The organism is Micromonospora sp. WMMA1923, assembly GCF_049179195.1.
GTDB lineage: Bacteria > Actinomycetota > Actinomycetes > Mycobacteriales > Micromonosporaceae > Micromonospora > Micromonospora yangpuensis.
Genome location: NZ_JBMHLZ010000001.1, coordinates 1,927,270 through 1,942,789 on the forward strand (window position 1 = coordinate 1,927,270; position 15,520 = coordinate 1,942,789).

Annotated in this window: 17 protein-coding genes; 13 read left to right on the forward strand and 4 right to left on the reverse strand. The window is 72.2% G+C overall.

Annotated features, from left to right (window positions below; translation table 11 throughout):
* The first annotated feature begins 42 nt into the window (after positions 1-42).
* The 3 genes from ACN28G_RS08775 (at position 43) to ACN28G_RS08785 (ending at position 3,269) form a co-directional block, all read left to right on the forward strand.
* Entirely contained in the window at positions 43-1,293 is a 1,251-nt protein-coding gene (locus ACN28G_RS08775) for an ATP-grasp domain-containing protein (protein WP_091437070.1), read from the forward strand.
* A gap of 65 nt (positions 1,294-1,358) precedes the next feature.
* Positions 1,359-2,393 carry an enolase C-terminal domain-like protein gene (locus ACN28G_RS08780; RefSeq protein ID WP_421478864.1) on the forward strand — a complete coding sequence of 345 codons (1,035 nt, stop codon included), beginning with the start codon at positions 1,359-1,361 and terminating at the stop codon, positions 2,391-2,393.
* Between the two features lie 111 nt (positions 2,394-2,504).
* The gene (locus tag ACN28G_RS08785) at positions 2,505-3,269 is read left to right on the forward strand and encodes a class I SAM-dependent DNA methyltransferase (RefSeq protein ID WP_091437075.1); all 765 of its coding nucleotides are present in this window, start codon (positions 2,505-2,507) and stop codon (positions 3,267-3,269) included.
* Here ACN28G_RS08785 and ACN28G_RS08790 read toward each other — a convergent pair.
* A complete protein-coding gene (locus ACN28G_RS08790; RefSeq protein WP_421478865.1) occupies positions 3,229-4,479 on the reverse strand; it encodes an MFS transporter in 1,251 nt (416 codons plus the stop codon). The genes ACN28G_RS08785 and ACN28G_RS08790 overlap by 41 nt on opposite strands.
* A gap of 279 nt (positions 4,480-4,758) precedes the next feature.
* Between ACN28G_RS08790 and ACN28G_RS08795 the strand changes: the two genes are divergently transcribed.
* Positions 4,759-5,886: a FecCD family ABC transporter permease gene (locus tag ACN28G_RS08795; RefSeq protein ID WP_421478866.1), complete on the forward strand. Its 1,128-nt coding sequence runs from the start codon at positions 4,759-4,761 to the stop codon at positions 5,884-5,886.
* The gene (locus ACN28G_RS08800; RefSeq protein ID WP_421478867.1) at positions 5,887-6,666 is read left to right on the forward strand and encodes an ABC transporter ATP-binding protein; all 780 of its coding nucleotides are present in this window, start codon (positions 5,887-5,889) and stop codon (positions 6,664-6,666) included. It abuts the gene before it with no gap.
* 54 nt (positions 6,667-6,720) lie between these two features.
* Here ACN28G_RS08800 and ACN28G_RS08805 read toward each other — a convergent pair whose 3' ends face one another.
* The gene (locus ACN28G_RS08805) at positions 6,721-7,716 is read right to left on the reverse strand and encodes an ABC transporter substrate-binding protein (protein WP_091437087.1); all 996 of its coding nucleotides are present in this window, start codon (positions 7,714-7,716) and stop codon (positions 6,721-6,723) included.
* Positions 7,717-8,174: 458 nt separating this feature from the next.
* On the opposite strand from ACN28G_RS08805, the gene ACN28G_RS08810 reads away from it, so the two are divergent.
* Together ACN28G_RS08810 and ACN28G_RS08815 are read left to right on the forward strand one after the other, a co-directional pair.
* Positions 8,175-8,429 (forward strand): DUF418 domain-containing protein, encoded by a 255-nt coding sequence (locus ACN28G_RS08810; RefSeq protein WP_091437095.1) that lies wholly within the window; start codon positions 8,175-8,177, stop codon positions 8,427-8,429.
* A 175-nt stretch (positions 8,430-8,604) separates the two neighbouring features.
* Entirely contained in the window at positions 8,605-9,342 is a 738-nt protein-coding gene (locus ACN28G_RS08815) for an SDR family NAD(P)-dependent oxidoreductase (protein ID WP_229688490.1), read from the forward strand.
* On the opposite strand, the gene ACN28G_RS08820 is transcribed toward ACN28G_RS08815, so the two are convergent.
* Positions 9,327-10,151: a Crp/Fnr family transcriptional regulator gene (locus ACN28G_RS08820; protein WP_139135645.1), complete on the reverse strand. Its 825-nt coding sequence runs from the start codon at positions 10,149-10,151 to the stop codon at positions 9,327-9,329. The two genes, ACN28G_RS08815 and ACN28G_RS08820, sit on opposite strands and share 16 nt — an antisense overlap.
* Positions 10,152-10,420: 269 nt before the next feature.
* Between ACN28G_RS08820 and ACN28G_RS08825 the strand changes: the two genes are divergently transcribed.
* The 6 genes from ACN28G_RS08825 (at position 10,421) to ACN28G_RS08850 (ending at position 15,101) form a co-directional block, all read left to right on the forward strand.
* Positions 10,421-10,813 (forward strand): nuclear transport factor 2 family protein, encoded by a 393-nt coding sequence (locus tag ACN28G_RS08825; protein WP_175440516.1) that lies wholly within the window; start codon positions 10,421-10,423, stop codon positions 10,811-10,813.
* A gap of 121 nt (positions 10,814-10,934) precedes the next feature.
* A complete protein-coding gene (locus ACN28G_RS08830) occupies positions 10,935-11,501 on the forward strand; it encodes an RNA polymerase sigma factor (protein WP_175440517.1) in 567 nt (188 codons plus the stop codon).
* A complete protein-coding gene (locus tag ACN28G_RS08835; protein WP_091437109.1) occupies positions 11,498-12,301 on the forward strand; it encodes a hypothetical protein in 804 nt (267 codons plus the stop codon). Before ACN28G_RS08830 ends, ACN28G_RS08835 begins: the two co-directional genes overlap by 4 nt.
* Positions 12,302-12,379: 78 nt before the next feature.
* Positions 12,380-13,180, forward strand: a complete 801-nt coding sequence (locus ACN28G_RS08840) for an ABC transporter ATP-binding protein (protein WP_421478868.1) — start codon at positions 12,380-12,382, stop codon at positions 13,178-13,180.
* Complete coding sequence (locus ACN28G_RS08845) at positions 13,177-14,514, forward strand: hypothetical protein (protein WP_421478869.1); 1,338 nt, start codon at positions 13,177-13,179, stop codon at positions 14,512-14,514. Before ACN28G_RS08840 ends, ACN28G_RS08845 begins: the two co-directional genes overlap by 4 nt.
* Complete coding sequence (locus ACN28G_RS08850) at positions 14,511-15,101, forward strand: hypothetical protein (protein ID WP_421478870.1); 591 nt, start codon at positions 14,511-14,513, stop codon at positions 15,099-15,101. The genes ACN28G_RS08845 and ACN28G_RS08850 overlap by 4 nt, the downstream gene beginning before the upstream one ends.
* Here the strand turns inward: ACN28G_RS08850 and ACN28G_RS08855 are convergent.
* Positions 15,098-15,505 (reverse strand): nitroreductase family deazaflavin-dependent oxidoreductase, encoded by a 408-nt coding sequence (locus tag ACN28G_RS08855; protein WP_421478871.1) that lies wholly within the window; start codon positions 15,503-15,505, stop codon positions 15,098-15,100. The two genes, ACN28G_RS08850 and ACN28G_RS08855, sit on opposite strands and share 4 nt — an antisense overlap.
* Positions 15,506-15,520: the final 15 nt, after the last annotated feature.

Consider the following 15,520-nt stretch of genomic DNA (forward strand, 5'->3'; position numbering starts at 1 on the left):
CACGACGGGAACCAGCATGGTTCGACGCTCGACAATGTAAGTGTGACCCTCGCCTGCGTCGAGATGCTCTCGTTCGGTCTCGCCCACCTCGCCCGCGCCGCCGACGAGGCGGGTGAACGGCTGGTGTTGCTGACCGGTGTCGAGCAGCTGTACCTGCACGAGCTCGCCGCGCTGCCACCCGGGGCGATCGACGTCGTGCCGGTCGACACCCACGACCGGGGCGCGGTGGTCGAGCAACTCCGTGCCATCGGCGATCTTCGGGGTGTCATCAGTTCGACCGACACCTGGGGGGTGACCGGAGCCGAGCTCGCCGTCGAGTTCGGACTGCCCGGCATCGATCCCACCGTCATCCGGCGGGTACGCGACAAGGCCCACGTCCGCGACGTGCTGTACCGCGCCGGGTTGAGTCGGTTCGCGTCGTACGCGGTGGACGACGTCGACAACCTGAGCCTGTCCCGGCTGGCTGCGGCCGTCGGGCTGCCCGCCGTGGTGAAGGACACCTCGGGCACCGGCAGCCAGAACGTGTGGCTGGTGCGTGACGCCGAGGATCTCCACCGGCTGCGTCACGGTGCCGGTCGGGCACCCCTGTTCGGGCGGTTGTTCGCCGAGCCCTTCCTGCCCGGTCCGGTCTACAGCGCCGAGACCCTGACCTGGCAGGGGCACACCCACCTGCTGGGGCTGTCGAGCCGGCTCATGTCGCCGCGGCCCTGGTTCCGGGAGGACGTGACGGCCTTCCCCGTGGCGCTGCCCGACGACGACTTCCGAAAGATCGGACAGTGGCTCGGCACGGTGCTGGCCGCCCTCGGGTACACCGACCGGTTCGCGCACATCGAGCTGGCCATGACCGTCGACGGACCGCAGGTGATCGAGGTGAACCCCCGCATCGGCGGGGCGCTTGTCGGTGAGTCGATGTGTCGCGCGCTGGGGTTCAACGTCTACTCCGGACTCGTCGACCTCGCGCTCGGCCGCCGGCCCCGGCTGCTCGACCATCCGCTTCCGGCGCGTGGACCGGCCGTGGCGTTCGTCCTGGCCTATCCGGACCGGGCCGGGGTGTTGGCCGCCGTGCAGGGTCTCGACGAACTCTCCCGCTACCCGGGCAACCCCACCTGGTATCCGACCAAGGCGATCGGCGCGCACATCGCGCACCTCACCGACGCCCGCGGACACGCCGGCATCCTGCTCGCCGAGGGGCCCACCGCGGAGATCGCCACCCACCGGGCGGTGGCCGCGGCCGGTGCCCTGCACGTCGACACGCGTGCCGCAGACGGTACCCACCGCCGCAGCGACCCGTGAACCAGTGGCCCGAACCGACCCACTCGGGCCCTGACGGAGCCGACCCGAACCAGAGAGGCCTGCCGATGCGCCCGCCGTCCGGTGACGTCCAGCTGTCCGTACGCCGGGAACCCTTGCGGTTCATCGAACCGGTGCGAAGCGCCCGCGGCGTGCTCGCCGCCGTCGACACCTGCATCGTCACCATCGCCCACGGCGGCATCGTCGCCCACGGCGAAGGGCAACCGACGGCGTACGGCGGAGTGTCCCTGGACGAGGTCATCGAGACGCTCGGCGCGCAGGGCGCGCAGGTCCTGGGTCGCGACCTCGGCGATCCGGAGGCCGTCCTCGACCGGATCGAGGCCTGGGACGCGCCGGCCGCGGCCCGGATGGCGCTCGACGGCGCGGTGCACGACTGGATCGGTAAGGCCGCCGGCCAACCCACCTGGAAGTTGCTCGGGATGCCTCGGGGGTTCGGGCCGACGGTGTACACCATCAGCATCGCCAGTCCCGAGGAGGCGGTACACGCCGTGCGCAACGCGCCCCCGGTGGGTGCCCTCAAGGTGAAGGTCGGCAGCGCCGAGGATCTCGCGGTCCTGGTGGCCATCCGGAAGGTCACCGACCTGCCGGTACGTGTCGACGCCAACGAGTCCTGGGACCTCGCGACCGCCCGTGATCTCACGCCCCACCTGCGCCGGCTCGACATCCACCTGATCGAGCAGCCATTTCCCACCACCGCGATCGACGACTTCCACCGCTACCGGGAGGTGCCGGGCCGGCTGCCGGTCTACCTCGACGAGGGCTGCACCGACGCGGCCAGCGTCGTCGCGGCGGCGTCGTACGCCGATGGCATGGTCGTCAAACTGAGCAAGGCCGGTGGAATCCGGGGCAGCCGGCGGGCGATGGAGGCCGCCCGGCGCGCCGGCCTCGGGGTCATGGTCAGCTGTCTGTGCGAGTCGGAACTCGGCATCAGCCAGGCCGCCCAGCTCGCGCCGCTGGCGGACCACGTCGACCTCGACGGTCATCTCTACCTCCTGGATCCCCCGTTCCGGGGGCTCGGCCTCGCCGACGGCCGGATCGTGCTGGGGGAGGGCCCCGGCCTGGGAGTGGTCCCCACGGGCTGAAAGCGAGTCGTGCCATCCGGTCCCCGTCCTGACCCGAGCGCCGGCCCCGTTGACCACCGGTGCCGGACTCCGTCCGCAGACCCATCGTCGAGCACTCGGAGGAACCGACCCATGGAGAAGTACGGTCCGGAAACCTACGGCGACCTCAACGCCGACGTCTACGACCAGTGGCGCACCGACCTCGATCCGACCGATGCCGTCGCCTGCCTGGCCGCGTTGGCGCGGCAGGAGCCCGCCGGACCGGTCCTCGAACTGGCCGTGGGCACCGGTCGGGTGACCATTCCGCTGGCCGCCCGGGGCATCGACCTGCACGGCATCGAGATCTCCGAGGCGATGGTGGCACGGATGCGGACCAAACCCGGCGGGGAGGACATCCCGGTGACCATCGGCGACATGGCCGACGTCGACCCGGGCACCGACGAGCGGTACGCCATGGTCTTCGTCGTCTACACCACGTTCTTCTTCCTGCTGACCCAGGAGGAGCAGGTGCGCTGCTTCGCCAACGTCGCGCAACGGTTGCTGCCCGGCGGCCGGTTCGTGCTGGAGTGCTTCGTGCCGGACATGGGCCGTTACCAACCCACCAACCAGAGCGTGCACACCCACCGGGTGGACCGGGACTCCGTGCGGCTCGTCGCGGTCCGGCACGACCCGGTCGACCAGCGCTTCGACGGGCAGCACGTGCTGCTGACCAATGAGGGGATCCGGCTCGCGCCGGTCGCCATGCGCTACGCCTGGCCCACCGAACTCGATCTCATGGCCCGGATGGCCGGACTGGTCCGCCGGGACCGCTGGGGTGGCTGGCGCGGTGAGCCGTACACCGGCGCCGGCAACCACGTCACGGTCTACCAGAAGCCGGCGACGGACCGGTCGCGCTAGCCCGTCGGCGCCACCGGGCGGCTCCGAGCAGCAACAGCGGCAACAACACACACTGGACGGCGACGACCAACCAGAAACCGGACGGTCTGTTCGCCTCCTCGAACCTGCCGTAGACGGCGCCGCCGACGAGCCCGCTGAGCGACGCACCCACCCCGATGGCGAGCCGCTGCTGTCCGAACGTCACCGTGGCGGACCGTTTCGACTCCGCCAGTGCCGCCAGGTCGTTCCTGAGGAACAACAGGGCGCTGCTGAGGCTGATCACGGCAACCCCGGCGGCGATGGTGACGGGATGGCCGTCGGCGAGTGCGACCATGCCGACGGTGTAACCGGCGAAGCCGACCGCCAGGACGACGGGGTAGCGGGCCCGGCCGACCCGGTTGGCGAGCAGCGGCTGCACGGCGACCTGGATGAGGGCGTAACCCATCATCACCGCGCCGTAGAACGCCGCCGCCATCCGGCCCTCCGCGTACACGGCCAGGTACTGGTAGAAGTGCATGTTGAGATAGAACGTCAGCGCGGTGAGGGCGAAGGGCAGCACGGCCATGCCGTGCAGCATCCGCCGGAACGGCTCGACGGCGGGCGTCTGTTCGCCCACGGGCTCCCGGCGGAGGAAGAGGTGGCTGACCGCCACGACCAGGTAGAGCGCGGTGACCACGGCGAAGGTGCCGCCCGAGTTGTGCACGAACAGGGCACCCACCACCGGGCCGACCGCGATACCGAGGCTGCCGGCCGCGTTGCCCGCCGAGACCAGGCGCGGACGCTGCCCGGCGTCGGCGCCGCAGAGCAGGTAGCTGCGGTACGCCGGTGAGTAGAGCGATCCCGCCGCGGAGATCAGCAGGATGCCCGCGACGGTGAACCCGACCCGGTGGCCGCCGGCGAGGAAGGCCGTCCCGCCGAGGCTGTACAGCAGTAGGGCCCCGATCAGGGAACGCCGCAGGCCGAGCCGTTCGGCCAGGGCGGCGGTGACCGTGGCGCTGCCGTACTGGACCATCGTCCCCAGGCCCAGGATGAGGCCTACCTGTTCCATCCCGACGCCCATCCGGTCCCGCAGCAGGACGGCCAGGTACGGGTAGAGCGCGAAGCTTCCGACGTTGACCAGGAAGCCGCCCACCAGCACGGTGAGTTGCGCCCCGGTGCAGGGGTGACCGGGTCTGCCGTGCGGCCGGCGGCGGTTGCGGGTACCGGCCCGCGGCGATGTGGGCGCGACCATCAGACCAGCTCGCGTCGGGCCACGCAGGCGGCGGGGTCGGTGCCGGGCATCCTCCTGGTGGGACGGTCGGTGCTGTCGATGGACCGAGCCCGCATACGGGGCAGCGTCTCACAGATCTCACGGTCGTCGTCGTGCCGTCCGGTCGGAACCTGTCGATAGTTGCGCCGGTCTGCGATTTCGGTCCCGGTGGGAACCAGTCGTGCCGAGGGCGCGACCAATCCCGCAGCACCGGTCTCCGATCGGGGTCAACTTCCGGTCCGTTGAGCGAGAGGTCCGTCGATGACAGCCGAGCAGAGGGCCGGCCCCGGTCGCACCACCGGTACTGACGGCGTCGGGCCGGTGCGGACGGCCAGGGGGTCCGCGTCCACCCCGGCGGGCCGGGCCCTCGCCCCGGTGCTCGTGGCGCTGGCCCTGCTCCTGGTCGCCTCGGTCGTGGTCGGGATCGCGCTGGGGCCGACGACGGTGCCGCTGGACGACACGGTCCGCTACCTGCACGCCGCCGTCACCGGTGCCTCGATCGGCAGCGACGAGGTGACGGCGTACTCGATCGTGTGGCAGGTCCGCACCCCCCGGGTCCTGCTGGCGGTGGTGGTCGGCGCCGGTCTGAGCGTGGTCGGGACCGCCTCGCAGGCGATGGTCCGCAACCCGTTGGCCGACCCGTACGTCCTGGGCATCTCCTCCGGAGCCTCGGTGGGTGCCTGTCTGGTGGCCGTCTTCGGGTTGTTCGCCGCTCTGGGGATCTACGCCCTGTCGGTGGCCGCGTTCGCCGGTGCCCTCGTCGCCTCGACCCTGGTCTTCCTGGCCGCCCGCAGCTCCGCCGGCCTCACGCCGCTGCGGCTGGTGCTGACCGGCGTCGCCATGGCCTACGCCTTCCAGGCCGTCACGAGCCTGCTGGTGTTCCTCTCCCCGCGCGGGGACGCCGCCCGGACGATCCTGTTCTGGACCCTGGGCGGCCTGGGTACCGCCAACTGGACGACGCTGCCGGTGGCCACGGCGGTGGTCACCGCCGGTCTGGTGCTGCTCTGGCGTGGCAGCCGGTCCCTGGACGTGCTGTCGATGGGCGACGAGACCTCGGCGAGTCTCGGCGTCGACGCCACCCGGTTCCGCCGGAGGCTGTTCCTGCTCACCGCCGGGATCACCGGCGTCCTGGTGGCGGCCAGCGGGGCGATCGGCTTCGTCGGCCTGATCATGCCGCACATCGTGCGGATGCTCGTCGGCTCCAGCCACCGCCGGGTGCTGGCCGTCGCGCCGCTCGTCGGCGGCTGCTTCCTCGTCTGGGTGGACCTGCTCTGCCGGGTGGTCGTCGCACCGCTGGAACTGCCGATCGGGGTGGTCACCTCACTGATCGGTGTACCGGTGTTCATCGCGCTGATGCGCCGCCGTGGCTACCTGTTCGGAGGACGGTAGATGGACCTGCTGCTGGACAGCCTCACGGTGGCCGTCGACGGCCAGCGGCTCGTCGACGCCCTGGAACTGAAGGTCGGCCACGAGGAGGTCGTGGGTCTGCTCGGCCCGAACGGCAGCGGCAAGTCGACCACCCTGCGGTGTGTGTACCGCGCGCTCGCGCCCACCGCCGGGCGGATCCTGCTCGACGGCGAGGACATCGCCATAATGGACCGACGTGCCTGCGCCCGGCGGTTGGCCGCCATGACGCAGGAGCAGCAGGTGGCGCTCGACTTCAGTGTCGCCGAGGTGGTGGCGATGGGGCGGGCACCGCACCGCCGCGACCACGAACGCCTGACCGGCGCCGACCAGGAGTTGTGCCATCAGGCGCTGGCCATGCTCGACGTCGCGCACCTGGCGCACCGCAGTGTGCTGACGCTCTCCGGCGGTGAGCGTCAGCGGGTGCTCATCGCCCGCGCCCTGGTCCAGCAACCACAGGTCCTGGTGCTGGACGAGCCGACCAACCACCTCGACATCCATCACCAGCTGGCCCTGCTCGGCCTGCTGCGTCGGGCCGGGCTCACCACGTTGGTGGCGCTGCACGACCTGAACCTGGCCGCCGCCGCCTGCGACCGGATCGCGCTGCTGCGCGAGGGACGCCTGGTCACCGTCGGTCCGCCCGCGGAGGTGCTGACCCCCGAACTGGTACGGGCGGTGTTCGACGTGGACGCCGTGGTGGTCACCCACCCCAGGACGGGCACGCCGCAGCTGCTCTTCGACGCACCCGCGGGGCCCCTCGGGTAGGGCGGTGCCCCGGTCCCGGGCCCGTCGGGCGGATCCGGGACCGGCCTGGCGGGGCTACCTGCCGATCGAGCGCAGGTACGTGGCCAGCTCCTCGGCCGCTGTCCCGACCCGGGGGCCGGCCATCGCCGCGGCGAAGTCGATCGGGTAGATCTGTCCCTTCCGTACGGCCGTCACGTTCTTCATCTGGGGCGCGTTCATCAGCAGGGCCTTCTTCTGCGCGAAGGGGATCTCGTAGTCGGTGACCACGATGACCTCGGGGTCGGCGGCGACCACGGTCTCCCAACCGACGCTTGCCCAGGTGTTCTGCACGTCGCTGGTGACGCTGCGACCGCCGGCCTTCTCCACGATCGTCGTCGAGATGCTCGCCCGGCCCGCCACGTACGGCTTGTCCTCGTAGACGTCGGTCACCAGCACGCGCGCCGGGGTGGCCGGCTTTCCCGCCCCCGCGGCGTCGAACCGCCGTTGCGTGTCGGCGACGATCTCCTCCGCCCGGTCGGAGACCCGGAAGATCCGGCCGAGGTTGCGCAGGTCGGTGTAGAGGGCCTCGACCGGTGGGACGACGGCGGTGGGGTTCTCGTCCGCCTTGGCACACGTCTCGGTGAGGAGGTAACTGGCGATGCCGTTCTTGGCCAGGATGGCCGGGGTGATCCCCCGGGACTCCACGAAACCGTGGTTGTGCCCCGCGAACACCCAGTCGGCCTTGGCGTTGAGCACGATCTCCAGGTTGATCCGGCTGTCGCCGAGCCGTTCGACCTTGGCGAAGTCGGCCCGGTACGGCGAGTCGTCGATGCCGCCGTAGATCTTGTTGATGACCCAGCCGCGCATGTGTGGCGCGAGGCCGAGCGAGAACATCATCTCGGTCATCCCGATGTCGTAGACCACCGCCCGCTCGGGCACCCTGTCGTAGGTGACCTGCTTGCCGCAGTTGGTCACGGTGACCGGTTCGGCGGTCGAGGCCTCCGGTTCGACGGTGGCACCACAGCCCGTGCCCGCCAACAGTGCCACGGTGCCGAGCGCCACGAGCCGGTACACCGGTGATCTGCGGATCATGAGTTTCCTTCCAGAGCTACCATTGATCCTCCTGATTGCTGCCGAGGGTGCCCGGCGCGGTTCGGAACCCGCGGGTGAGCACTGTGGTACTGGTCGGTTGGTCGCCGGCGCTGGTTCCCATGGGCACCCGCCGTGCGGTGCCGGGGTCGTGCTGCTCGCCGCGGTGGCGGTCTGGATCACCACCGCGCCGCAGCCGCCGGCGGCGTCCGGTTTCGTCCCGGACCCGGCGACCATGGACACCGCGCTGCGGGGATCGTTCGCCGAGGGTGCCGCCGCCCGCCTGGCGGCCCTGCCGGACGTCCTGATCACGCTCGGCGTTCTCCAGTGGGCGCTGGCGCTGTCGATGTTCCTGCTCGGTCTGGTCGCTGGCCGTCGCCGCGTCCTGACCCGGCCGCAGGAGCACGCCCGGTTGTGGCGTCGGCTCCTGGTCCTCGGCGTGGTCGTCGGGCTCCCCGGCGATCTTCTGCGGCTGGGGCCTCGGGCTCTTCGGTCAGCTGTCGACCTTCTCCGCCGCCCTGGTCTCGGTCGGTGCCTGGCTGGCCCTCACCGTGTTCGCCACGTTCTGGCTGTCCCGGTACCGCTGCGGGCCGTTCGAGTGGCTGCTGCGGGCCTGGTCGTACCGCAGCTGGCCGGCGCTGCGCCTCCCACCGGCCGCGGCCGGGGAGCAGGCCGACGCGCCGCGGCCCGACGCGCCGGCCCGTGTCGGTTCGTGAAGGTGACGTGACCGCCCGTCCGGTCGTCGGCCGCGGGCCCGGGGACGCCCCACCGCGGGCGACCGGGCCCGCGCTGTTCATCGACGTCGATCGGGACGGACCGAAGTCACTGTCGCCGGCAGGTGTGGGCGCTAGCGTCCGAGCGATGACGGGAAGACTTGCAGGCAAGGTAGCGATGATCACGGGGACCGGTGGCGGTCAGGGCCGGGCGGCGGCTCTGCTGTTCGCCCGGGAGGGCGCCACAGTCGCCGGCTGTGACCTCAAGACCGAGGGAGCGCAGGAGACCGTCGAGATGGTGCGGGCCGCCGGTGGCGTCATGACGTCGACGCATCCACTCGACCTCGCCGACCGGGACGCGGTCGGCGACTGGGTGTCGGCGGTGGTGGCCGAGCACGGCGGTGTCGACATCCTCTACAACAACGCCTCCGCGCCGCGGTTCGCGGCTGTCGCGCAGATGTCGGTCGACGACTGGCGGTTCACCCTCCGCAACGAGCTGGACGTCGTCTTCCACGTGACCTCGCTGGCCTGGCCCCACCTCGTCGCCCGGGGTGGCGGTGCCGTCGTGAACGTCGCGTCGATGCAGGGCATCAGTGCGATCCGCTCCGCCCCCGGCGGTTTCGCCCACGCGGCGACCAAGCACGGGGTCATCGGCATGACCCGGGAGTTGGCCAACGAGGGTGGGCCGCACGGCATCCGGGTCAACGCCGTCAGCCCTGGCCTGATCATGTCGCCGGCCACCAGCGCCATGGCCGATGTGCCGGGGGTGCTGGACTCCTTCATCGAGCGCCAGGTCATCAAGCGTCTCGGTGAGCCGGAGGACGTCGCCCAGGCGGCCCTCTTCCTGGCCTCCGACGAGGCCGGCTTCATCACCGGGGCGAACCTGGTGGTCGACGGTGGTTACACGGTCGTCTGACCGTCGCTCCCGTCGATCGCGGCGGCGTGCAGCCGGGCCGGGTCGGTCAGGACCAGGCGACGCCGGCGACGTTCGACGAGGCCCTCGGCGCGGAACCGAACCATCGTGCGGGACACCACCTCCCGTACGGACCCGATCGCGTCCGCGATCTCCTGGTGACTCGCGTGGACGATCAGGTCCGGGCCCTCCCGGATCGCCAGGCTGATCAAATGGCGGGCCACCCGCTCCCGGATCGGGCGGAACACGTTCGCCGCGATCAGCTCCCGGTCACGCATGGACTGGACGGCGACCTCCCGGGCCAGCGCCCCGGACAGGGCCGCGTCCTGCCGGGCGGCCGCGGCCACCACGGCCGCCGGGAGGGTCAGGATCCGGCTGGCCTGCACCGCCTCGCCGTTGACCGCCGCGTCCCACAGTGGCGAACGCGCGGTGGGGACCAGACCCATGGCCAACCGCCGTACGCCGATGAGCTGGCCGTGGCCGGCGTAGCGCAGCGTCATGGCTCGTCCGTCCCGGGAGGTGAGGTAGAAGCGGAGCAGGCCGTCGACGACGACGGCGCACAGTGGCGTCTCGGCGTGCAGCGCTCCGGGGTGGAACATCTCACGGGGCGTGAGTGAGACCTCCACGGCCCGTTCCAGCAGGCTTGCCGTCACCTGTGGGGACAGGGCGGCGAACAGCGTGGATTCCCAGGCCCTCCGGGCGGCGGGGGAGAGGCGGTCAACCGGGTGGGTCGCCCCAGGAGACGGGGAGGGCCGGCGGCCCGGCGCGGTGGATACCGTCGTCGGTGGGGCGGCGGCGATGTCCTGGGACAAGAGTCCTCCTCCGTCGGGGTGGAGCCGGGCGGCCCCGCTTGGGCGAAGCAGGACCGGTGGCGCAGCGCGGAACCCGCACCAGACCTGGCGCGGACCATGATCGACGATACGGACGTTTCTGCTGCTTGTCGCCGGTCCACCGACCCGCGACAGCGTCGCCGGAGCGTCTGCGTGGCACCGCTTCGTGACCATGGTCACTGTTCATCGTGGCGCCGTCGGCGAGGCTCGGTCCGTCCCTGATGAGCCGTTCCCTTCGAAGGAGATGTCGGATGACCGTAACGACGCCTGCCCGCCGACTGGTCGAGGAGTACTACGCGCTGATCGACGGCGGTAACCTGCCCGCTGCCTGCGAACTCATGACCGAGGACGTCAAGCTCACCTTCGCCAACGCCGAACCCGTCCACGGCAGGGCGGCCGCCGAAGCGTCCATCAAGTACGTCCTGGACCACTGCGACAGGATCACGCACCGGGTGGTGACCTTCTTCGAGACGGGTGACGCCGACGGCGCCCGCACCGCGTTCTACGAGATCCGGATCACGTACGTCCTGAAGAACGGCAAGGTGCTGGACAATCCCGGTGCGGTCGTGGCGACCGTCGACGCGCAGGGCAGGTTCACCGAGCAGCGCCTGTACGGCGACCTCAACGAGGTCTTCGTACCGTGACGTGACGTGACGTGACGTGACGCGGGCCGGGTCGTCCCGGTCCCGCTCCACCCGAGGAAAGTGTGATGGCGGTCACGCGAAAGCCGCACCCGATCCGGTCCCGCCCATCGTCTTACCGGGTGTGAGAACAGGCAGGGACCAGGCGGACGAGGGTGAACTCGTGCGCCGGATCGCCCGGGGTGACCGGCGGGCGTTCGACGAGTTCTACCGGCGTACCGCGCCGTGGTTGCAGGTGCGCCTGCGGCGCCGCTGCGCCGACCCCGACCTGGTCGCCGAGGTGCTGCAGGAGACCTACCTCGCGGTGTGGCGGGCGGCCGGCGGCTTCGCCGGTGCCCGGCCCGGCGGCGGGGCGGCGCAGGGCAGTGCCGTGGGCTGGCTGTGGACCATCGCCGCCCACCGCCTGGTCGACGCCTTCCGTCGTCGGGCGCGCACCGACCAGGTAACCCGGGTGCAGCTGACTCCAGGCACGGCCCCCGCCGCCGAGGACGAGGTGATGGCCGCCCGGATCGGCCAGGACCTGGAGCGGGCCCTGCTCGTCCTGCCACCCGAGGTCCGGGCCGCCCTACGGGCGACGGTCCTCGACGGGCTCTCGACCCGCGAGGCCTCGGTGCTGCTCGGCGTACCGGAGAACACCGTGAAGTCCCGCGTCCGCCGGGCCCGGGTCGCCCTGCGGGAGGCCCTGTCGTGACCGACCACCCCAGCCTGACCCAGCTCGACAGGTACGCCGCCGGGGCCCCCGATCTCGACGAGCCCGCCGTCTGGGCCATCGAGGTGCACCTGGAGGACTGCGCCGACTGTCGGGCCCGCCTGGCCGGCAGCACCACCGTGGACAGCCGGGCCGTGCTCGACCGGGTCGCCCTGGCCCTGGAGCGCGAGATCGCGGCGGCACCGCCGCCCGCCCGCCGTAGCCGGTCCTGGTCGGTGCTGCGCCACCGCTGGTTCGTCGGCACCCTCCTGCCGTGGCTGGCGATGACCGGCACCGTGCTCGCCTGTGCTGCCCTGCTCGGCGCGCTGCGGGTCGGGCTGCCCGCCCTGGTGCTGCTGGTCGCACCGCTGGCCCCGCTTCCCGGCGTGGCGGTCGCCTGGCACCGGCGGGCCGACCCGGCCTGGGAGCTGATCGCCACCACCCCCGCCGCCGGCCTGACCACGCTGCTGCGGCGTACGGCCGCGGTGTTGGCGTGTGTCGTTCCCCCGCTCGCCCTGGTCGGTGCCGGCACCGGGATGTCACTGGCCCTGATGCTGCTGCCCTGCCTGGCGTTCACCGCCGCCACGCTGCTGCTGGGAAGCCTCGTCGGGGTACACCGCGCCGCGATCGGCCTGATCACGGCCTGGACGCTGGTGGTGGTCACCCCCAGCGTCGCCGCCGCCCGGCTGCCGGTGCTGCTGTCGGCGGAGAGCACCCGCAGCTGGCTGCTGGCCACGACCGTCCTGACCGTGGTGGCCCTGCTCCGGCTCGACTCGACCCGGCGCCTCTCCCACCACGACTAGACCCCGCCTGCCAGGTACGGCCATCTGCGGCCGTGCCGCCACCGTGCCCTGCGACCACCACTGAAGGAGCTGACCACGATGCGTGCCGTGCGCGCGGTCGAGACGACCGCCACCGTCCATCCCTGGGCGATCCACGCCGAGGGCCTGCAGGTCCGGGCCGGACGCCACCTGGCCGTCGACGGCCTCGACCTGGCCCTGACCACCGGCGTGCACGGGCTGCTCGGCCCGAACGGCGCGGGGAAGACCACGCTGATGCGCGCCCTGGCGACCGTCCTGGCCCCGGCCGGCGGACGGTTGACGCTGCTCGGGCAGCTGGTCGACGGTCGCGTCGACCTGCGGCCGGTGCGCCGCGCCCTGGGCTACCTGCCGCAGCACTTCGGCTACTACCCGCGGTTCACAGTCCGCGAGTTCGTCGGATACCTGGCCTGGCTCAAGGAGATGCCGAAGGCGGACATCCCGGACGCGGTGCAGCGGGCCATCGACCGGGTCGGACTCACCATCAAGGCCGACGCCCGACTGAAGACGCTCTCCGGTGGCATGCTGCGCCGGGCCGGCATCGCGCAGGCCATCGTCAACGACCCGCGGCTGCTGCTGCTCGACGAACCGACCGTCGGCCTCGACCCGGAACAGCGACTCGACTTCCGGGAGCTGATCCGTGACCTCGGCACCGACAGCTGCGTACTGGTCTCCACCCACCTGGTCGAGGACGTGGCGGTGGCCTGCACCGACGTCGTACTGGTCAACGAGGGCCGCCTGGTGTGGCAGGGCACGCCCGACGCGCTGACCGCCCAGGGCGACCGGGGCCACGCCGGGGACAGCCCGGCCGAGCGGGGCTACTCCGCGCTGCTGCGCCGCCACCGCGCGGAGGTCGCCCGATGAACGTGCTCGGCATCGAACTGCGCCGCTCCGCCGCGCCCGGCGCCGCACTGGTCACCGTGGTGGTCGGGGTCGGCGCGCTCTACCTGGCGACCGGCCGGTGGTCCGTTGGCTGGATGGCGCTGGCCATGGTCACCCGGGAGTACCTGCTCCTGATGTGGCCCCTGGCCCTGGCCGCCGGAGCCTGGCAGGGCCGCCGGGAGCACCGCAGCGGGGTGGGGGAGCTGTTCGCCAGCACCGCCCGGCCGCCCGCCCGGCGGATGCTGCCGGTCCTCGCCGCGATGGCCCTCACCCTCACGGTCGCCTACCTGCTGGTGACGGCGGCGGGCGTCGCCTGGATCAGCGACACCGCCCGGTACCGTCCCGTACTGCCGTTCGCCGTCGTCACCGGCGTCGGTGTGCTGGCGCTGATCGGCGCGGCCTGGCTCGGCCTGGGCATCGGGCGGATGCTTCCCGCCCTGGTGACCGCACCGGCCCTGGGCGTGTCCGGGGTGCTGCTGGCCTTCGTCAGCGCCGTCGTGCCCCCCGACTGGCTGGCCGCGGCGATCTCCCCGATCCACGGCACCGGCCGGTTCCACGACTACCAGACGATCGACAACCGGGTGAGCGGTGCGCTGGCTATCTGGCTGGCCGCGCTCGCCGTCGCCGGGCTGCTGTTGTTCGTCGGCGGCGGCTGGCGGACCCGGACCGCGACGGTGGTGCCGGTGGTGCTCGGGCTGGTGGCGGCCACCGCGGTCGTGCCCCGGGATCCCGACGTGCTCACCTGGCCGGTCGACCCGGTCGCGCGGGAACTGGTGTGCACCGACGACACCCCGACGGTCTGCGTCAGCCGGGTGCACGCCACCGTGCTCGACCCGGTGACCCCGTTGGCCCGGGAAGGCCTGGCGGCGCTGGCGAAACTGCCGGCCGCGCCGACCGCCGTGCACGAGGACACCCGGACGATCGGGGACGAGGAGTCCTGGCCGGCCCCCCGCGAGGGCGTCGTCACGATCGAGATCCGGATCGACCGCAGTGGCCGGCTCGCCCACCCGGTCTCCGTCGTCCCCGGGGTCGTCAGAGGGCTGGGCGTGCCGTACGACGGGCAGTGCCGCAACCGCAACGTGGTGGTGGAACGGGCGGCGGCCTACTGGCTGCTGGGCCGTGCGCCGCAGTCCGACGTCGACGTGGTGCCCGGAACGATCTCCGAGGATCCCGAGGCCAACGCCGCGGCGGTCACCCTCTGGCAGGAACTGCGTGAGCTGCCCGAGGAGGAGGCCCTGGCCCGGGTCACCGCGGTCCGCGACGCCCTGACGGCCTGCCTGGATCCCGCCGGCCTGCTCTCCAGGAGCACCAGGTGACCTGGACGTTGCTCTACCTGCGGTCGCGACGCGTGCCCCTGGCCCTGGCCGTCGCCCTCGGCGGCGCGGCGGTGGTCTGGGCGCTGTCCCTGGCCTTCGCCAAGGACCGGGACGTCACCCCGATGGTGGTCGTGCTGACCGTCCTGTTGATGGTCGCGGCCCTCGCGCCCACCCTCGCCGGCCCGGACGAGAACCTCGACCGGACCGCGTCGATGCGCTGGCCCTGGCGACGCGCGGGGCATCTGCTCGCCGGCCTGGTGGTCGTCCTGGCGGTCCTGCTCGCCACCCGGCACACCGGAGCCCGGTTCGGGCCGGCCGCCCTGGTGGTCCGCGATGCCGCCGGTCTGCTCGGCCTGACGGCGGCGTGCGCGACGGTCCTCGGTGCCGGCCGGTCGTGGTTCCTGCCATTGGCCTGGACCATCATCGCGGCCCTGTACCCGCAGGACGGCACCTGGGCGGCGATGGCGACGTGGCAGGGCCAACCGCCCGACAGTCGGGCCGCCACGGTGACCGCGGCGGTGCTGGCCGTCGGTGGGCTGATCGGCTACTCGGTCGCCGGCCCGGCCCGCACCGATCCGGCGGACTAGGACGCCGGCTCCAGGACGACGACCGGGATCTGGCGGTCGGTGTTGCGCTCGTAGTCGGCGAAGCCGGGATACGCGGCCTTTTGCGCGCTCCAGATCCGTTCCCGCTCGTCCCCGGCGGCGACCCGGGCGACCAGGTCGACGGTCTCCGTGCCGATCTCGGCCCGGACCTGCGGGTGGGCGAGCAGGTTGTGGTACCAGTCGGGATTGGTGGGTGCGCCGGCCTTGGACGCGAACACGGCGTACCCACCCTCCACCTGCTGGTACATCATCGGGTTCACCCGGAGCTGACCACTTCGGGCGCCGACGGTGTGCAACAGCAGCAGCGGGGCGCCGGCGAACTGGCCGCCCACCTTGCCACCGTTGGCACGGAACTCAGCGATGATCTTCTCGTTCCAGTCGCTCACGACTCTGCTCCTCGC

Coding starts and splice junctions, on each gene's coding strand:
- ACN28G_RS08805 (WP_091437087.1), bottom strand. CDS start 7,716: ATGATCCGCAGATCACCGGTGTACCGGCTCGTGGCGCTCGGCACCGTG.
- ACN28G_RS08785 (WP_091437075.1), top strand. CDS start 2,505: ATGGAGAAGTACGGTCCGGAAACCTACGGCGACCTCAACGCCGACGTC.
- ACN28G_RS08795 (WP_421478866.1), top strand. CDS start 4,759: ATGACAGCCGAGCAGAGGGCCGGCCCCGGTCGCACCACCGGTACTGAC.
- ACN28G_RS08790 (WP_421478865.1), bottom strand. CDS start 4,479: ATGGTCGCGCCCACATCGCCGCGGGCCGGTACCCGCAACCGCCGCCGG.
- ACN28G_RS08815 (WP_229688490.1), top strand. CDS start 8,605: ATGATCACGGGGACCGGTGGCGGTCAGGGCCGGGCGGCGGCTCTGCTG.
- ACN28G_RS08845 (WP_421478869.1), top strand. CDS start 13,177: ATGAACGTGCTCGGCATCGAACTGCGCCGCTCCGCCGCGCCCGGCGCC.
- ACN28G_RS08840 (WP_421478868.1), top strand. CDS start 12,380: ATGCGTGCCGTGCGCGCGGTCGAGACGACCGCCACCGTCCATCCCTGG.
- ACN28G_RS08800 (WP_421478867.1), top strand. CDS start 5,887: ATGGACCTGCTGCTGGACAGCCTCACGGTGGCCGTCGACGGCCAGCGG.
- ACN28G_RS08780 (WP_421478864.1), top strand. CDS start 1,359: ATGCGCCCGCCGTCCGGTGACGTCCAGCTGTCCGTACGCCGGGAACCC.
- ACN28G_RS08825 (WP_175440516.1), top strand. CDS start 10,421: ATGACCGTAACGACGCCTGCCCGCCGACTGGTCGAGGAGTACTACGCG.